16 protein-coding genes are annotated in these 18254 nt (G+C 62.3%); 9 read left to right on the forward strand and 7 right to left on the reverse strand.

Annotated features, from left to right (window positions below):
- Positions 1-59: 59 nt before the first annotated feature.
- The 3 genes from ACU680_RS21135 to ACU680_RS21145 all read left to right on the forward strand — a co-directional run bounded on the left by ACU680_RS21135 (position 60) and on the right by ACU680_RS21145 (position 4109).
- Positions 60-1709 (forward strand): acyl-CoA dehydrogenase family protein, encoded by a 1650-nt coding sequence (locus tag ACU680_RS21135; protein ID WP_448180424.1) that lies wholly within the window; start codon positions 60-62, stop codon positions 1707-1709.
- Positions 1710-1901: 192 nt separating this feature from the next.
- Positions 1902-3401 carry an AMP nucleosidase gene (amn, locus tag ACU680_RS21140; protein WP_177434769.1) on the forward strand — a complete coding sequence of 500 codons (1500 nt, stop codon included), beginning with the start codon at positions 1902-1904 and terminating at the stop codon, positions 3399-3401.
- A gap of 72 nt (positions 3402-3473) precedes the next feature.
- Positions 3474-4109, forward strand: a complete 636-nt coding sequence (locus ACU680_RS21145; RefSeq protein ID WP_448180425.1) for a pseudouridine synthase — start codon at positions 3474-3476, stop codon at positions 4107-4109.
- Here the strand turns inward: ACU680_RS21145 and ACU680_RS21150 are convergent.
- Together ACU680_RS21150 and ACU680_RS21155 are read right to left on the reverse strand one after the other, a co-directional pair.
- Positions 4104-4313 (reverse strand): DUF2788 domain-containing protein, encoded by a 210-nt coding sequence (locus ACU680_RS21150; protein WP_003228500.1) that lies wholly within the window; start codon positions 4311-4313, stop codon positions 4104-4106. The two genes, ACU680_RS21145 and ACU680_RS21150, sit on opposite strands and share 6 nt — an antisense overlap.
- Positions 4314-4544: 231 nt before the next feature.
- A complete protein-coding gene (locus ACU680_RS21155) occupies positions 4545-5024 on the reverse strand; it encodes an Lrp/AsnC family transcriptional regulator (protein ID WP_007909658.1) in 480 nt (159 codons plus the stop codon).
- A gap of 454 nt (positions 5025-5478) precedes the next feature.
- Here ACU680_RS21155 and ACU680_RS21160 point away from each other — a divergent pair, with 454 nt between their 5' ends.
- Complete coding sequence (locus tag ACU680_RS21160; protein ID WP_400762156.1) at positions 5479-6519, forward strand: DUF6515 family protein; 1041 nt, start codon at positions 5479-5481, stop codon at positions 6517-6519.
- Here the strand turns inward: ACU680_RS21160 and ACU680_RS21165 are convergent.
- On the reverse strand, positions 6513-7421 hold the full coding sequence (locus ACU680_RS21165; protein ID WP_448180426.1) for a cation diffusion facilitator family transporter: 909 nt from the start codon (positions 7419-7421) through the stop codon (positions 6513-6515). The two genes, ACU680_RS21160 and ACU680_RS21165, sit on opposite strands and share 7 nt — an antisense overlap.
- A gap of 9 nt (positions 7422-7430) precedes the next feature.
- Positions 7431-7850 carry a hypothetical protein gene (locus ACU680_RS21170; RefSeq protein WP_025108718.1) on the reverse strand — a complete coding sequence of 140 codons (420 nt, stop codon included), beginning with the start codon at positions 7848-7850 and terminating at the stop codon, positions 7431-7433.
- Positions 7851-7959: 109 nt separating this feature from the next.
- Here ACU680_RS21170 and hrpB point away from each other — a divergent pair, with 109 nt between their 5' ends.
- Positions 7960-10479 (forward strand): ATP-dependent helicase HrpB, encoded by a 2520-nt coding sequence (hrpB, locus tag ACU680_RS21175; RefSeq protein WP_448180427.1) that lies wholly within the window; start codon positions 7960-7962, stop codon positions 10477-10479.
- Between the two features lie 87 nt (positions 10480-10566).
- On the opposite strand, the gene ACU680_RS21180 is transcribed toward hrpB, so the two are convergent.
- Positions 10567-11481 (reverse strand): LysR family transcriptional regulator, encoded by a 915-nt coding sequence (locus ACU680_RS21180; protein WP_448180428.1) that lies wholly within the window; start codon positions 11479-11481, stop codon positions 10567-10569.
- 222 nt (positions 11482-11703) lie between these two features.
- Here ACU680_RS21180 and ACU680_RS21185 point away from each other — a divergent pair, with 222 nt between their 5' ends.
- From ACU680_RS21185 to ACU680_RS21200, 4 genes are all read left to right on the forward strand, one after another.
- A complete protein-coding gene (locus tag ACU680_RS21185) occupies positions 11704-13194 on the forward strand; it encodes an aldehyde dehydrogenase (protein ID WP_448180429.1) in 1491 nt (496 codons plus the stop codon).
- 378 nt (positions 13195-13572) lie between these two features.
- Positions 13573-14559: an ABC transporter substrate-binding protein gene (locus ACU680_RS21190; RefSeq protein ID WP_448180430.1), complete on the forward strand. Its 987-nt coding sequence runs from the start codon at positions 13573-13575 to the stop codon at positions 14557-14559.
- Positions 14560-14568: 9 nt separating this feature from the next.
- The gene (locus ACU680_RS21195; protein WP_108590011.1) at positions 14569-15372 is read left to right on the forward strand and encodes an ABC transporter permease; all 804 of its coding nucleotides are present in this window, start codon (positions 14569-14571) and stop codon (positions 15370-15372) included.
- Complete coding sequence (locus ACU680_RS21200; RefSeq protein WP_448180431.1) at positions 15360-16196, forward strand: ABC transporter ATP-binding protein; 837 nt, start codon at positions 15360-15362, stop codon at positions 16194-16196. Before ACU680_RS21195 ends, ACU680_RS21200 begins: the two co-directional genes overlap by 13 nt.
- A gap of 114 nt (positions 16197-16310) precedes the next feature.
- Here the strand turns inward: ACU680_RS21200 and ACU680_RS21205 are convergent, their stop codons facing one another.
- Together ACU680_RS21205 and ACU680_RS21210 are read right to left on the reverse strand one after the other, a co-directional pair.
- Positions 16311-17390 carry an endonuclease/exonuclease/phosphatase family protein gene (locus ACU680_RS21205; protein WP_448180432.1) on the reverse strand — a complete coding sequence of 360 codons (1080 nt, stop codon included), beginning with the start codon at positions 17388-17390 and terminating at the stop codon, positions 16311-16313.
- 74 nt (positions 17391-17464) lie between these two features.
- Entirely contained in the window at positions 17465-18139 is a 675-nt protein-coding gene (locus ACU680_RS21210) for a YciC family protein (protein ID WP_448180433.1), read from the reverse strand.
- Positions 18140-18254 lie beyond the last annotated feature (115 nt).

The raw sequence follows: 18254 nt of genomic DNA on the forward strand, positions 1-18254 counted from the left end.
TTGATCAGCCACGGGCCGGTGCTTAACTGAATCCCTTGGCTGACCAAAGGAGCCCCGTCATGAACCTGCATCAGTTCGCCGAAACCCACGAAGTCACCAACCAGCCACCGTCGCTGGATGGCGCCAACCTGTACCGCATCGATCTGCCGCTACAGGAGTGGTCGCGCCGCTTTGGTGCTGGGTGGGCCGAGTCGCGGATCGATGTCTACGGTGCGCTGGCCGGCGGGCCGCTGATGGAGGCCGGGTTCCTTGCCAATCAGAACAAACCGCTGTTCAACAGCCACGACCGCTACGGTCATCGCATCGATCTGGTGGAATTCCATCCGGCCTATCACGAGCTGATGCGCACCGCGATCGAACATGGCCTGACTTCATTGCCATGGGCGCATCCGCAGGACGGCGCGCATGTCGCCCGAGCCTCAATGAGCTATTTGCACAGCCAGGCCGAGGCCGGTAGCGGTTGCCCGTTGACCATGACCTTCGCCAGCGTTCCGGCCATGCGTTTGCAACCGGATCTGGCCGAGCTGTGGCTGCCGAAAATACTCGCCACCGAATACGACCCGCGCAACGTCGGCATGGCGCACAAGGCCGGCGTGACCATCGGCATGGCAATGACCGAGAAACAGGGCGGCACCGATGTGCGGGCCAACACCACCAAGGCTTATCCGGTCGGCGCCAGTGGGCCGGGCCAGGCCTATGAACTGGTCGGGCACAAGTGGTTTTGCTCGGCGCCGATGTGCGATGCGTTCCTGACGCTGGCGCAGACCGACAAGGGCCTGACCTGCTTTTTGCTGCCGCGCCATCGCCCCGACGACACACGCAATCAGTTCTACATCCAGCGCCTGAAAAACAAACTCGGCAACCAGTCCAATGCCTCCAGCGAAGTGGAGTTCCGTGGCGCTTTGGCGTGGATGGTCGGCGAAGAGGGGCGCGGTGTACCGACCATCATCGAGATGGTGGCGATGACCCGTTTCGATTGCATGGTCGGCTCCAGTTCGCTGATGCGTCAGGCGCTGACCCAGGCCAGCCATCACTGCGCGCACCGTTCGGTCGGCGGCAAGCTGCTCAGCGAGCAACCGTTGATGCAGAACGTGTTGGCCGATCTGGCGCTGGAAAGCGAGGCCGCGCTGGCGTTGAGCCTGCGCATGGGCAAGGCGCTGGATCATCTGCAGGATTCGCAGGAAGCCAGATTCGCCCGGCTGGTGACCGCGGTGGGCAAATACTGGATCTGCAAACGTGCCCCCGGAATGATCAATGAAGCTGCCGAATGCATGGGCGGTGCCGGGTATGTCGAGGAGAGCATCCTGCCACGGCTGTATCGCGAAGCGCCCGTCAACTCGACGTGGGAAGGCTCGGGGAATGTGCAGTGCCTTGACGTGTTGCGTGCGCTGTCGAAAGAGCCGGGTGTGCTCGACGTGTTGTTCAGCGAGTTGGGCGATGGCCATGGTGACAAGCGTCTGGCTGCGCATATCCAGCAGTTGCAGGCGCAGTTCAAGGACACCAGCGACATTCAGTATCGGGCGCGGCAACTCACCGAAGACATCGCGCTCGGTTTGCAGGCCAAGCTATTGCTGGAAGCCGGTAATTCGGCGGTCAGCGATGCGTTCATTGCCAGTCGTCTGAGCGGTGGCGGCCGGGTCTACGGTGCGTTGCCGCGTGGCCTGGACGTCGAAGCCATCGTCGCCCGCTCAACCCCCCAGGGTTTCTGACCCCGGTCCCTCGAACACTGCAAAACCCGGTGGGAGCTGGCTTGCCAGCGATGGCGACCTGTCAGTCAACATTGATATTGAATGTGCCGGCCTCATCGCTGGCAAGCCAGCTCCCACTGGGATTCGCTTTGTTTGAAAGATTTGGGTACAGCCACAACGCCACTGTTCCCGTGACGCGATGTTGCAGGCAAGATGAAGCTCTGCAAGTCAGAACACAGGAAGCTGATCGTGACCGAAGCGTTTATTGTCGTTCAAACTGCCGAACAAGCCGTGGATCGTCTGGCCGAGCTGCATGAGCGGGCCACCACTGCGCTGAACTCGGCGCTCAAGCGGTATCTCAAGGATCGCGTCGAGCCTGACGCCGAACAGCGTGCCCTGTTTCGTTATCCCGAACTGCGTCTGACCTACCTGTGTCAGGGCGAAGTCCCGCAGACCACCCGCGCCTACGCCAAGGTGCAACTGCCGGGCACCTACAGCGTCACCGTCACCCATCCCAAGGCGTTCCGCAAATACCTGCTGGAACAACTGGTGCCGTTGATGCACGACTTCACGGTGACTGTGGAAGTCGGTGTCAGTCAGCAGAACATTCCATACCCGTACGTGGTCGAGCAGGGCGATGAACTGGCCGGCTCCGGCGTCACCGCGGCGGTGTTGGCGCGGGTGTTCCCGAGTACCGACCTGTCCGCCGCCACCGATGGCATCGCCGACGGTCTCTACGATTGGGAAAACACCGATCCGCTGCCACTGGCGCTGTTCGACGCCGCGCGCGTCGACTTCTCCCTGCGTCGTCTGGTGCACTACACCGGCAGCGACTGGCGCCATGTGCAGCCGTGGATCCTGCTGACCAACTATCACCGCTACGTCGACCAGTTCATCGTTCATGGCCTGGAACAACTGCGCAATGACCCGCGTTTCGTGCGCATGGTCCTGCCGGGCAACGTGATCATCGAGAAGGGCATGGACCACGGCGAAGCTTCGGCGATTGCCGCTGGCGTGGTCTGGCACCGCTACCAGATGCCGGCCTATCACCTGATCGCCAATGACGGCCACGGTGTGACCCTGGTCAATATCGGCGTCGGCCCGTCCAACGCCAAGAACATCACTGACCACCTGGCGGTGTTGCGTCCGCATTGCTGGCTGATGATCGGTCACTGCGGCGGCCTGCGTCAGTCGCAGACCATCGGCGACTACGTGCTGGCTCACGCCTACATGCGTCGCGACGGGATTCTCGACCGCGTGGTGCCGCCGAACATTCCGATCCCGGCGCTGGCCGAGGTGCAACTGGCGCTGCAGCAAGCCGCGGCCAATATCACTGGCGAGAAGGGCGAGGAGCTGAAAAAGCGTCTGCGCACCGGCACCGTGCTGACCTACGACGACCGCAACTGGGAACTGCGCTGGGCGCAGGAACGTCCGCTGATCAACCTGTCCCGCGCCGTGGCGGTGGACATGGAAAGCGGCACCATCGCCGCACAGGGTTATCGCCTGCGGGTGCCGTACGGCACGTTGCTCTGCGTTTCGGACAAACCGCTGCACAGTGAAATCAAGCTGCCGGGCTCGGCCAACGCGTTCTACGAGCGCGCGGTCAGCCAGCACTTGAAGATCGGTATCGAAGCGGTGGACCTGCTGCGCACCGAACTCAACTCGCTGCACTCGCGCAAACTGCGCAGCTTCGACGAGCCGCCGTTCCGTTAACGGTTAGTCGTGGTCATTTGGCGGTCAGGGCACTAGCATTAGCAGTCCTGACCGTTAGATGTTCTTTTCGCCATGTCCCGTCCCCCGCGTCCTCCTTCCCGCCGTCCTGGCGCGAAGCCTCAGTCGTCCTCACCGCGCCGTGTCGCCAAGGCGCCGCCGGCCGAGCCGAAGCTGATCCTGTTCAACAAACCGTTCGATGTGCTGACGCAGTTCAGCGACGAAGGCGGGCGGGCGACGCTCAAGGATTTCATCGAGATACCCGGCATCTATCCGGCCGGACGCCTTGATCGCGACAGCGAAGGTTTGCTGCTGCTGACCAACGACGGCCAGTTGCAGGCGCGGATTGCCGACCCGAAACACAAGTTGCCCAAGACGTACTGGGTGCAGGTCGAGGGCGAGCCGAGTGCTGAACAATTGCAGCGACTGCGCGAGGGCGTCGAGCTGAATGACGGCATGACCCTGCCCGCCGAGGCGCGGCAACTGGACGAGCCGCAACTCTGGTCGCGCAATCCGCCGGTTCGCTTTCGCAAAAGCGTGCCGACCAGTTGGCTGGAGCTGGTGATTCGTGAAGGGCGCAACCGTCAGGTGCGGCGGATGACCGCTGCGGTCGGGCTGCCGACGTTGCGGCTGGTGCGGGTGCGGATTGGCGACTGGACGCTCGAAGGGCTTGATCAGGGCCAGTGGAAGGAAGTGCCGGCGCGGTTATAGAGCGCCGGACTCGATCAGGCCGATCACCACACTCTTGATGATGAACGCGGCCACGCCCAGGCCCAGCACGAAGAACAGAATGAACGAGCCGAAACGCCCGGCCTTGGACTTCTTCGCCAGATCCCAGACGATAAAACCCATGAAAATGATCAGGATGCTGACCAGGCCAGTCATCATCCACTCTTCGAATACTGCAGGATCCATCGGGCATCTCCGGCGCGCACAGGGCTGAAAGGGCTGGGCGATTATACGCCGAGGGGGATTGCGGGCGCATTGACCTGTGTCGGTGTGCCGCACCTCTACCACGCGCCCCCCCCTGTAGGAGCTGCCGAAGGCTGCGATCTTTTGATCTTGATCTTGATCTTGAAAAGCAAAATCAAAAGATCGTCCGATCGCGGCCCGAGCCTTCGGCAGCTCCTACAGAGGGACTGCGGGTTAGCTGCGCAGATGCGTCAGCGGCAGTTCGGTGCTGTTGAGCACCTGATTCAGCACAAAACTGGAGCGCACGCTGGTCACCCCCTCAATTCGGGTCAGATGCCCCAGCAACAGCTTCTGATAGTGATCCATGTCCGGCACCACCACTTTCAACTGATAGTCGGCATCCACACCCGTCACCAGACTGCACTCCAGCACCTGCGGCAGAGTGCGGATGGCCGCTTCGAAGTTCTCGAAACGCTCCGGGGTGTGCCGGTCCATGCCGATCAGTACGTAGGCGGTCAGGCTCAGGCCGAGCATCTTGCGATCGAGCAGGGCGACCTGGCGCGAGATGTAGCCGTCGTCCTCCAGTTGCTTGACCCGGCGTGAGCAGGGGGAGGGCGACAGACCGATGCGCTCGGCCAGTTCCTGGTTGGAGATGCGGGCGTCGCGCTGCAATTCCGCCAAAATGCTCAGGTCGTAACGGTCGAGTTTGCTCATGAATCAGTCCTTGGTTGTAACTATTGCGGCGGATTATCTATCCAGGGTTAAAAATTGCGCAAGCAGTGTTTATTTGAGCAATCTTCGCAATCCTCTGTCGCGCCTTGCGGCCTATTCTTATCACCAGAATCACTGCTCGGTAACACAGTCCACTGCGGCCCGCCCAATCAGGCCCGCCGCGGCCGCCACCCCCACCGGGGATGTGCCGGCCCCCGAGCTGCACACTGTCCAGAAGACGGCGTGAGGTGAGCCGACGTCAAAAGCGTCGAGCCAGGACGAAGTTCTCTGAAGGGAGGCCGACGGGTCTCCCTTTTTCTTGTCTGCGTTTTTTGTGCCTCGATGCACAGCCTTCCTCAATAAATAAGTTTCGTGACTGATAACCTGTCGCAGAACCCGGTGTGCGTATTCCCGGTCTTAGCTACAAGCCCTCTTAATACCCGCAGTGAGGAAAAGCATGAAGTCGCGCATCTGGCGTCTGGCCGGTGTTGGTTTGCTGTGTGTGAGCGTCGGTGCGCAAGCGCTGGCCGACGAGCCACAGAATCGTGGCCCCGAGAACAACGGGCACGGCGGTGAGCATCAGGGCAATCAGGGTCGTGGCGGCGATCATCAGCCCCGCGGGCAGAACAATCCGCCGCCGCAAAATCAGCCGCGGCCGCAGAACAACCAAATCATTCGGGGCGACAACAGCCGCCAGTTCGAACACAACGGCCAGCAGCACAATAACGGCCAGTGGCAGAACCAGAACCGCGCGCCCAATCAGCCTGCACCGGTGCATCAGGCGCCACCGTCGAACAACCTGCCGATCCAGCCACGGCCCGACACCGTGCGCCAGACTCAGGAACCGCGCCAGGGTTACTACCGCGACGAGCGGCCGCAGAATGGTTACCACAACCAGCAATGGCAAACCGGCAACCGGCCCAATGACAATCGCTGGCCGGGTCGCCCGGATGGCCATGGCAACGGTTGGGGCCCAGGCCCGCAATACCGTCCGGGGCATGTGATCGACCGCTTCCCGGATCGCGAATACCGCGTGCCGTATCGCGGCCAGGATTACTTCTATTCCGGCGGCTACTGGTATCGCCCGCAAGGCCCGCGCTACATCGTCGTGCAGCCGCCACGGGGGATTCGCACTCACTACCTGCCGGACTACGCCCGTGAAGTGTGGATCGGCGGTGCGCTGCTGTTCCTCGCTGCCGGTTCCTACTATGCCTACGAGGAAGCCACGCAGGATTACGTCGTGGTCGAGCCGCCGGTGCAGCAACCGCCGCCACCGCAGCCGCAATCCCAGGGCTATGACGTCGAGGCCTACCCGGCCAACGGTCAGTCGCCGGAACAGGTGCAGCAGGACGGTTATCAGTGCTACCAATACGCCGTGCAGCAGAGCGGTTTCGACCCGCGTACCGCGACCTATCAACCGGCGCCCGAAGTGGTGCAGGCTTACCGTCAGGCGCAGGGCAATTGCCTGAGCAGTCGCGGTTATCAGGTGTCTTACTGAATCCGGGTTTGCGCCCGTTCGGTCTTGACCACTTCCTGCGGGTCGGCGTGCACCAGCACTTCGGCTCGCGGGTAGGCGGCGTGAATCGCATCCGCCGCCTGATCGCTGATGCCGTGGGCCACTGACAGGGTCAGCTCTCCCGGCAATTCCAGATGCAGCTGCACAAACCAGTGGTTGCCCGAAATCCGCGTGCGCAGGTCATGCGCGCCCAACACGCCGGGTACAGCGCAGGCCAGTTCGAGCATGTGCTGACTGACATCGGTTGGCAGCTCTTCATCCATCAGCACCGAAAAACTTTCCCGGGCGATCTGGATCGCACTCCACAAAATGTACCCGGCAATCCCCAGGCCGAACCACGCATCGAGCTGATGAAAGCCCATGCCGGCGAGGATCAGCGCAATCAGAATGCTGCCGTTGAGCAGCATGTCCGAACGGTAGTGCAGCGAGTCGGCGCGCACGGCGTTGGAGCCGGTCTGCTTGATCACCCGATGTTGCAGCGTCAGCAACGCGGCGGTCAGCAGCAGCGAGAACACGATCACGCCGATGCTCAGCCACGGTGCGCCGAGCGGCTCCGGTTGCTTGATGCGTTCATACGCCTGGAACGCAATCAGCAGCGCACTGCCACCGATGAACAGCGCCTGCGCCATGCCCGCCAGCGATTCGGCCTTGCCGTGGCCGTAACGGTGATCGTCATCGGCCGGGCGCAGCGCGTAATGCACCGCCAGCAGGTTGAGCAGCGAAGTCACGCCATCCAGCGCCGAGTCGGTGAGGCCGGCGAGCATGCTCACCGAACCGCTCAGCCACCAGGCGATGGCCTTGGCGATGATCAGCGTGCAGGCCACCGCCACCGAAGCGCGGGTTGCCAGCCGCAGCAGGCGGGCGTGTTCGGGGCTGGTGGTCATGTGATTTCCTTAAGCGGCGGGTTGCAGGCCAAACATCGCCAGTTGTTGCGTGCTGCCCTTGTGCTGGATCAGGCGCGGATCGTCCAGCGGCAGGTTGCGGCCCAGTTCAGTTTCGAGAATAGCCTGCAACTTGAGGTTATCGACCTGACCGTCCGGGCCGATGGCTTGTTTGAGTTTGGCCGGATCGACCTGAGCGGTGTGGCCCGGTTCGAAATAGATCGCACCGGTGGTGAAGTCCACGGCAAAGGCGATCAGGCCGGGGATGACGTAGAACAGCAGGCCCACGGCGTCGAGCACGGCAATCGCCGGGTCGATCTTGCCATCGATCTGCCCGCGACGATCGGGGTAGAAAATCGATCCGCAGGCCGTGAGTTGAGTGAGTAGGGTGGCGACCAGTACACCGCCAATCAGGCGAGAAGGTAAGCGCATGGGAAATCTCCTGAGTCATTTGAAAACGAAGCGTCGTCATTTGAAATTAAGACCCTGACAAACGCCCGGCAGTTCGCCGTTATACTCGCGGCTCTGTTTGGGAGCCAGCATGATTTCTTTGCCGATCGATGAAGTTTTACCCGCCCTGCGTGAAGCGTTGGCGACACGCCACGAAGCCGTGCTCGAAGCACCGCCCGGCGCCGGTAAAACCACCCGCGTGCCTTTGGCCTTGCTCGATGAAGCGTGGCTGGCCGGGCAGACCATTCTGATGCTCGAACCGCGCCGTCTCGCCGCGCGTGCAGCGGCTGAGCGACTGGCCAGCGAACTGGGCGAGAAGGTCGGTGAAACCGTCGGCTATCGCATCCGTCTCGACAGCAAGGTCGGCCCCGATACCCGTATCGAAGTGGTCACTGAAGGCATTCTCACCCGGCGTCTGCAGGATGATCCGGCACTGGAAGGCGTCGGTCTGCTGATCTTCGACGAATTCCACGAACGCAGTCTTGATGCCGATCTGGCACTGGCCCTGAGTTTGAACGGTCGTGAACTGTTCCGAGCTGAACAGCCGCTGAAGATTCTGCTGATGTCGGCAACGCTGGAAGGCGAGCGGCTGGCCGGGTTGCTGCATGACGCGCCGATCCTGCGCAGCGAAGGGCGCATGTACCCGGTGACGATGCGCTGGGGCCGGCCATTCCAGCCCGGCGAGTACATCGACCAGCGCGTGACCCAGACCGTCCTCGAAGCCCTGCACGATGAAACCGGCAGCCTGCTGGTGTTCCTTCCGGGGCAGGCGGAAATCCGTCGCGTGCATCAGCAGCTGAGCGATGCCATCGGCGAGCGTAAAGACGTATTGCTCTGCCCGTTGCACGGTGAACTGGACCTGAATGCCCAGCGCGCCGCCATCGACCCGGCACCGGTCGGCCAGCGCAAAGTGGTGCTGGCGACCAACATCGCCGAGACCAGCCTGACCATCAACGGCGTGCGCGTGGTGATCGACGCCGGGCTGGCGCGGGTGCCGCGTTTCGACCCGGGCAGCGGCATGACCCGTCTCGATACTCAGCGCATTTCCAGGGCCAGCGCCACCCAACGTGCGGGCCGGGCGGGGCGACTGGAGCCGGGTGTGTGTTACCGCTTGTGGTCGCAGGATCAGCACGAGCAACTCGCGGCTTATGGCAGTGCGGAAATTCTGTCGGCGGATCTGGCGAGCCTGGCCCTGCAACTCGGACGCTGGGGCGTGACGCCGGGCGAACTGGTGTGGCTCGATGTGCCGCCGGCAGCGGCTTATGCACAGGCGCAGGACTTGTTGCAGCGCCTGGGCGCACTTGAAGGCGAGGCGCTGACCGCGCACGGTCAGGCCATGGCCGAGTTGCCGGCGCATCCGCGCATCGCGCATCTGTTGCTGCGCGGTCAGGCGCTGGGGCTGGCGCACATGGCCTGTGACGTCGCGGCACTGCTCGGCGAGCGCGATATCCTGCGCGGTGTCGGTGCGGATCTGCACAGCCGCCTGGTGCTGCTCTCCGGTGAAGAGCGCGCATCGCGCGGTGCTCAGGGCGGCGTGCAGCGCGCCCGGCAACTGGCGCGGCAATATCGCGGTTACCTGCGTGGCAAGGCCAGCGCGCCGGTCAGCGATCCCGAACACCCGCGCTGGCTCGGTGCGCTGCTGGCGCTGGCTTACCCGGATCGTGTCGCCCAACAGCGGCGTGCCGGTGGCGCCGAATATCGTCTGGCCAATGGTCGCGCTGCGCTGTTCGCCGAAGCCGACAGCCTGATGAAGGAGCCGTGGATCGTTATCGCCGACCTCGGCAGTCGTCAGGGCCAGCGTGAAGAACGGATTTACCTGGCGGCGGATTTCGATCCGGCGCTGTTTGATTCGGTGCTCGCCGAGCAGGTGCATAACGTCGATCAACTAGACTGGGACGAACGCGAAGGCGTGCTGCGCGCCGAGCGTCAGCGCAAGGTCGGCGAACTGATCCTCAGCCGCGAACCGTTGGCCGGTCTCGACGAAGCGGCGCGCAGTCAGGCGCTGGTCAATCTGGTGCGGCGCAAGGGGCTGGAGTTGCTGCCGTGGACGCCGGAGTTGCGTCAGTGGCAGGCGCGTGTCGCGTTGCTGCGACAACTGGATCTGAACGCCCAGGCCGAAAGCCATTGGCCGGATGTCAGCGACGCGACGTTGCTCAAAACCCTGGAAGAATGGTTGATGCCTTACCTGGGTAAAGTCTCGCGACTGAGTCATTTCGCCAATCTAGACCTGTCGAGCATCGTGCGCAATCTGCTGCCGTGGCCGTTGCCGCAGAAGCTTGATGAGCTGGCGCCGCATCACATCAGTGTGCCGTCGGGGTCATCGATACGTCTGGATTACAGCGAGCAGCCGCCGATTCTCGCGGTGCGTCTGCAGGAGTTGTTCGGCCTTGCCGAGACGCCACGGATTGCCGGCGGCCGGCAAGTGGTCAAGCTGCACCTGTTGTCCCCGGCACGGCGGCCGGTGCAGGTGACGCAGGATCTGGCCAACTTCTGGCGCAGCACCTATGCCGAGGTGAAGAAGGATTTGAAGGGGCGATATCCGAAGCATTATTGGCCGGATGATCCGTTGGTGGCCGAGGCCACGGCGCGGGCCAAGCCGCGCGGCACTTGAAGAGCAAAAGATCGCAGCCTGCGGCAGCTCCTACAGGATTTTTGCGCTCCCTCTGTAGGAGCTGCCGCAGGCTGCGATCTTTTGCTTCTAACTACGCGCCTTGCCCGTCAGTTGTTCCCGGCAATAATCGGCGAACAACTGCGCCGGTTTGGTCAGTTGCCCACGTTTGAGCCACGCCGCCACCAGCCCCGAACCGGTGACATCTTCGACAATGTCGACGCACACCACTTTCTTGCCGTCATAGGTGCATTCCGAGTGCGGCTTCGTCACCAGCACCGAGAAGCCGAACCCCTGGCCGACCATGCCGCGCACCATCTCGATCGACGGCGAGCTGAACTCGATGCGCGGGGTCAGGCCGAGTTCTTCGAACAGGCTGACGAAGTAGGTTCGGCTCGGCTGCACGTCGAGCAGAATCATCGGTTCCAGGCACAGATCGCGCAGCGACACTTGCTTGTACTGGGCAAAGCGATGATCGGCCGGCAGTAGCGCATACGGGCGTTGCGCCGGCATCAGCGGTTCGGTCTGGATCGTGGCATCGAGTTCGTGTTCGTAGAGGATCACCAGATCGAAGTTACCCGAGGTCAGGCCTTGCACCAGTTCCTGCTGCTCGCCGTCGCGGATGCGGATTTTCACCCCGGGGTACAGCGCGGAAAATCCGGCAATCAATTGCGGCAGGTACAGCGGCGCGACGGTTTCGAAGCAACCGATGTCGATCTGCCCGGCGACGATGTCGTTGTCGGCGAGGGCGTTCTGCTCGAACTCCCGGGCCATGCGCAACAGCTCCTGCGCCTTGCGAAAAAACCGTGCGCCGCTCGGCGTCAGGGACACGCCCTGGGCGTGATGGCGGATCAGCAGTTGCACGGCGAAGCTGTCTTCCAGACCTTTGATCGCCGTAGAGATCGCCGGTTGCGCGATGTACAGCTTGCGCGAGGCTTCGGCAACGCTGCCGCATTCGACGGTGGTGATGAAGTATTTCAGCTGACGCAAATTGTAGGCGGCCACGGCAAACCTCAGGACGAGCGGACTCGACTTCCAAGCAATTTGTGCGCCGCCGCGTCCGCTGCGCGACGTTGTTTTTATCCTTGAACCTTAGTCATCCACAGCGGTTTTGGGGAAACCGATTGAGCAGTTTTTTCATTGTCTGCGAAGACATTTTTACTGGTTTTCGCCCGTCCGGGCCTGCGCCAACATCGACTGCACAATAACGTCCAAGGAGCATTCGACGTGTTCGAACTTGCAGAGTGGCAGCGCCAGGCCGTTGCCTTGAAGTTTCCCGATCAAGCCGTGATCAACGGCCAGCATTGCGTTGCGCAATCGGGGCAGACCTTCGCCGCGATCAATCCTGCCACCGGCCGGTTGCTGGCCAATGTCGCCGCGTGTGGCGAGGCGGATGTGGACGCGGCGGTGTGCAACGCGCGACAAGTATTCGAGGCCGGCACCTGGGCGCAACGCCCGCCCGCCGAGCGCAAACAGGTGCTGCTGCGTCTGGCCGATCTGCTGATGGAACATCGCGAAGAACTGGCCCTGCTCGATTCGCTGAACATGGGCAAACCGGTGATGGACGCTTACAACATCGACGTGCCGGGCGCCGCCGGGGTGTTTCGCTGGTACGCCGAAAGCATCGACAAACTCTACGACCAGATCGCCCCCGGCGCCGCCAATGTGCTGGCGACCATCACCCGCGAAGCACTGGGCGTGGTGGCTGCCGTGGTGCCGTGGAATTTTCCGTTGGACATGGCCGCGTGGAAGCTCGCGCCTGCGCTGGCGGCGGGTAACTCGGTGATCCTCAAGCCGGCCGAACAATCACCGTTTTCCGCATTGCGTTTGGCCGAGCTGGCGCTGGAAGCAGGACTGCCGGCGGGTGTGCTCAACGTCTTGCCGGGGCTGGGTGAACAGACCGGCAAAGCCTTGGGCCAGCACGCGGATGTCGATTGCCTGGTGTTCACCGGCTCGACCCAGGTCGGCAAATATTTCATGCAGTACTCGGCGCAATCCAACCTGAAACAAGTGTGGCTGGAGTGCGGCGGCAAGAGTGCCAATCTGGTGTTTGCCGATTGCAAGGATCTGGATTTGGCGGCGGAAAAAGCCGCGTTCGGGATCTTCTTCAACCAGGGCGAAGTGTGCTCGGCGAACTCGCGGTTGCTGGTCGAGCGTTCGATTCACGATGAGTTTGTCGAGCGCCTGAAGGCTCAGGCCGAACGCTGGCTGCCGGGTGATCCGCTCGACCCGCAAAGCCGTGCCGGGGCGATCGTCGATCAGCGGCAGACGGCGAGCATCATGCGCGCCATTCGCAGTGCCGAGCAGGCGGGGGCGACCCTGGTGTGTGGCGGCCAGCAACGGCGCTTTAATGGCTCGGACAACTTCATCGAACCGACGATTTTCACCGGCGTCAGTGCCGACATGCCGCTGTTTCGCGAAGAGGTGTTCGGCCCGGTACTGGCGGTGGTGCCATTCGATGATGAAGACGAGGCCGTGCGTCTTGCCAACGACAGTGTCTACGGGCTGGCGGCGTCGCTGTGGACCGATGATCTGCATCGAGCGCATCGCGTGGCGCGGCGGCTGCGGGCCGGCACAGTGTCGGTGAATACCGTCGATGCGCTCGACGTGACCGTGCCGTTTGGTGGTGGCAAGCAATCAGGGTTCGGTCGCGACCTGTCGCTGCACTCGTTCGACAAATACACCCAGTTGAAAACCACCTGGTTTCAATTGCGCTGATACCGCGTAGATCCTATCGCTGGCAAGCCAGCTCCCACAGGTTTTTGTGGTGTCCACCAATTCCGGGTACACCAGCGATTACTGTGGGAGCTGGCTTGCCAGCGATGGCATTCTTCCAGGCAGTGAAAATTCCTGGCTTGCACCGATCGTGAGCATCCCCGCCAACCCCGCGCTTTCACGGTGCGCCCTAAGCAGTTTTTTCATCATTTGCTGCCAACAATTTCCTGATTTTCCTCGGCCCGCACATGGGCCACCATCGATCTCGCCAGCACGATGTTTCACGCCAGAGTCCAGCAGAGACCGCAGCGTGAATTCACATCATCGCGGCCGGCCGTACTGCCCATGACAAAACTAAATCAACAGCGTCGGGAGTGCTCCATGATCAAGTCCTTGTGTATCCGTCTCACCCATCCTCTGGCAATCACCGCCCTGGCCGCCACGGTCGCGACCAGCGCGCAGGCCGGCACCTTGTCCATCGGCCATACCACCTGGGTTGGCTATGGCACGCTGTATCTGGCTCAGGATCTGGGCTACTTCAAGGAAAACGGCCTGACCGTCGAATTGCCGGTGGTCGAAGAAGCTTCGATGTACATGGCCGCCCAGGCCTCCGGACAACTCTCCGGTTCGGCCTCGACCATCGACGAAGTCCTCAAGTACCGGCCGCAGTTCTGCTTCAAGGCCGTGGCAGCACTGGATGACAGCCATGGCGGCGACGGCGTGCTGGTGGGCAAGGACGTGAAGTCGTTGCAGGAACTCAAGGGCCAGGCCGTGGCCGTCAACGAAGGCTCGACCTCGCAGTTCTGGCTGTCGTACTTGCTGAAAAAGAACGGCATGAAAATGAGCGACATCACCGTGCAGAACATGACGGCCGACGATGCCGCCACCGCATTCATCGCCGGTCGGGTGCCAGCCGCCGTGACTTGGGAGCCGCATTTGTCGATGGTCCGCGACAAACAGCAGGGCAAGGTGCTGATCGACAGTAGCAGCACGCCCGGGGTGATCGTCGATGTGGTGGCGCTCAACTGCAGCGTCATCGAAAAACAGCCGCAGGACGTCAAGGCGCTGGTCGCCGGTTTGTACAAGGCGGTCAAGTACACCCAGGAACACCCGGACGAGGCCTACGCGATCATGGCCAAAGGCGTCGGCGGTTATCTCTCCGATCCGAAGGAACTGGCCGCTGCCGCCAAAGGCGTGCGTTTCTATGATCAGGCGATGAGCGAGAAACTGCTCGGCGCGCCGGGCAAACCGGGCGACAGCGCAGCGTTGATCAAGCTCGCCAACGAAACCGCCAGCGAACTGCAAGGCAAGCCTTACAACGTCAGCCACGACGAGCTGGTCGACAACCGTTTCGTCAGCCCGCTCTAGGAGGTCAGCATGTTCAAGCGCAAATCGTGGCTGAGCCGCTGCCTGACGCCCAAGACCGGTTTGCCGGTGCCAGTGGTGTGGAGCGCCAGCGGCCTGGCCTGGGTGTTGTTGGTCGGACTGTGGGCCGGGCTGTCCTACGGCGGCATCGTCCCGGGGATGTTTTTGCCCACGCCCGGCGCGGTGGTTGAAGCGGCGGTGCGTCTGAGTCGCGACGGTACTCTCGGCACCCACGTGTGGGCCAGTGTCGAAGTGGTGATGGTCGGCTTCATCGTGTCGTCGCTGGTGGCGGTGCCGCTGGGCTTGTTGATGGGCAGCTTTCGCATCGTCCAGGCGTTCCTCGAACCGCTGGTCAATTTCATTCGCTACCTGCCGGTGACCTCGTTCGTACCGCTGTTCATTCTGTGGATCGGCATTGGTCTGGAGCAGCGGGTGTCGGTGATCATCTTCGGTGTGTTCTTCCAGCAACTGGTGATGATCGCTGACGTGTCCAAAGGCATTTCCAAGGACCTGATCAACGCCTCCTACACCCTCGGCTCCAATCGCCGCGACGCGGTGTTGCATGTGATCGCCCCGGCCTCGGTGCCCGGTGTGCTCGACACCTTGCGCGTGACCATGGGCTGGGCCTGGACCTATCTGGTGGTGGCCGAACTGGTCGCGGCGTCGAGTGGCCTCGGTTACCTGAGCCTGAAAGCCATGCGCGGTTTCCAGGTTGACGTGATTTTCCTCGCCATCGCGATCATCGGCCTGCTGGGTCTGGTCACCGATCAACTGTTCCGCTTTCTCCGCTTGAGGGTTGCCGCATGGGCTCAGTAACTGCCGCCAATCATCGTTTCGCCGAACCGCGCGCTGCTGCGCCGCAAGCCGCGCCGCGCCTGCAAGTGGACAAGGTCAGCCTGCGCTACAGAAAGCCCGACGGCGGCACGTTTACCGCACTGGAACAGGTGTCGTTCGAGGTGCCGGATCAGCAGTTCGCGGTGCTGGTCGGGCCGTCGGGCTGCGGCAAGTCGAGTCTGTTGTACCTGACTGCCGGCCTCGCCGAGCCGACCTCCGGCGAGATCTACGTCGGCGGTCAGCAAGTGCAGGGTCCGGGTGCTGATCGCGGAATGGTGTTCCAGAGCTACACGCTGTTTCCGTGGCTGACGGTGCGGCAGAACGTCGAGTTCGGCCTCAAGCGGCGCGGCATGCCGGCGGCGCGGCGCAAGGAAATTGTCGATTACTACGTCAATGAGGTCGGCCTCAGCGGCTTCGCCGACAGCTATGCCAAGCAACTCTCGGGCGGCATGATGCAGCGCGTGGCGATTGCCCGGGCGCTGGCCAATGATCCGCAGATCCTGCTGATGGACGAACCGTTCGGCGCGCTCGACAGCCAGACCCGTTTGCAGATGCAGCAGTTGCTGCTGCGGGTCTGGGGCAACAGCAAGAAGACCGTGCTATTCGTCACCCACGATATCGACGAGGCGATCCTGCTTGGCGACCGGGTCTATGTGATGGGCGCCAAACCGGGGAGGATCAAGCAGATCCTCGACGTGCCGATCGAACGTCCGCGCTCACTGGACATGGTCATGGAGCGTTCGTTTATCGAGATGAAGCGCGAGATTTTCGGCTTGCTGCATGACGACCTCGAGGAAGTCCATTGATCACCTGAACCCCTGTAGGAGCTGCCGAAGGCTGCGATCTTTTGATTCTGGTTTTTTAAGATCAAGATCAAAAGATCGCAGTCTTCGGCAGCTCCTACAGGGGGTAATTGGTGATCAGGGGGTGGCGGGCAGCAGGAACCGCGCAATCACCGGCAAGTGATCGGAAATGCGCAAGGTATCGTCCTGGCGCACCCTCGCTTCGACCCGTTTGATCTTCGGGCTGTAGAACAGGTAGTCGACGGTGCGATCCGGGCCATTCAGGCCGGGGTCGTTGGGGTAGTGGGTCAGCCAGTGGGCGCGGTCGATGCCGCTGGCTTCGTTGTTGGTCGGGATCATCGGGTACTTGTCCCACAACAGATGCAGCGCGCTGTCGATCGAGTAGGGCGTGCGCTGCTCGGCGGGCAGGCGCTGATACTGGCCCAGTGGCAACAGGTTGAAGTCACCGCCGATCAGCCATGGCAGGCCCTGGCTTTCGTACTTGTCGAGCACCTTGGCCACCGCCGTCACTTGTGCCTGCAAGGTCTCGTCCGGTTGGCTGGCGCGGTCCAGATGGGTGTTGAACACCGTCAGTTGCCCGCCGTCGCTCAGCGGCAGCTTGGTGGCGAGCAGGGCGTCCTTGGGTTCGAACTGGCGGGCGATGAAATTCGCCGGGGGCACCGGCAATTGCAGGCGTTCGGCGTGTTCGATGCGATAACGGCTGAGGGTCGCCAGTTGCCGGCCAACGCTGCCGAAGATGTGCGGGTCGGGGACAAAATCGGCCTTCCAGTCGAAGGCGTGGGTGCTGCAGGGGTAGAGGTCTGCCACCCGTTCCTGCAGCAATTTGAGCTGATTCTGATAGTCACTGGCCTTGGCACCGTCATCCAGCTCCTGCAACAACACCACGTCGGGCTGCTCGTCGCGAATCACCCGCGCCACTTCGTCGAGGCTGAAGGCCATGTCTTCCGGGGTGGGCGCTTCATCGGTGCCCTGGGCCAGATCGTTCCAGAACACGTAGCGCTTGCCCGCGAGGTACTGCACGTTCCAGGTCATGACTTTCAGCGCTTGCCCGGGCACCAGGGTCGGCGGCGTACCGCTGCAGGTAACGGGCAGGGTTTCCCGCGCGCCGGGGCGCCAGGTCAGGCTGTAGAGCAGCCCGCCAATCAGGGCGATGGCGAGCGCAATCAACAACAGGGTGTAGCGCAGTAGACGGGGCATGGCTCGGCTTATCGCGTTACAAAAGTGGCTCCGAGCATACCTGACCGCAGAGCCTTGGCCCAAGGGCCGTGAAGTCAGACCGCTCCGTCACGTTTGTCAGGCAATTCGCTGATCAGCATGAACAGGCGGAACAGCACCACGCTGGTGAACAGCTGCAGGAAGCTGTGCGCGCTGTCGATCAGTACCGCGATCAGCGGATTCTGCGGGTCGGGGTACGCCGCCAGGGTCGCGCCCTTGAGCAGCCACAACGGCCCCATCACACACAGAATGCACAGCAGGATCCGCCAGAAATGCCCACGAGTCAGGCGCAGACTTTCCTTCATCGCCTGCAACGGCCCCATGCCGCGCAACACCAACAGGTATTCAGCGAATGCGAGCATGACCATCAGCATCAGGCCCGGCAGGAAATACAGCGACAGCCCCAGCAGAATCAGCAAGGTATTGAGCGCCGTGAGCAGGGCGAAACGCGGCCACAGGCGCGCGGACATCGCCAGCAGATCGAGGTTGCGCGGGGCTTCGCCACGGGTGCGAGCATCGAGGAACAGGATCAGCGCGGCGGTGTACAGCGGATACACCAGCAGACCGACGACCACGCTGGCGGCGGAGAAACTGTCCGGGTCGGTGACGTGATCCACCACTTGCTGCAACGCCGCTTCGAAGATCACCAGCGGCAGGCACAACTGCACGATGCTGCCCAGGTGGCGTTTGAAAAAATACACAGAGTCGCGCAGTACATCGAAGGCATTCATCAGTCGGTATCGCAGGTCGAAAACAGTGGCTCACTTTAACCGATGATGGGCGGGCCGACACAAACGTAAACATTCGGTAAAGGTCGTTGAAACATCCTGTCACTGCCTCCATTAC

The organism is Pseudomonas sp. LF020, from assembly GCF_053456425.1.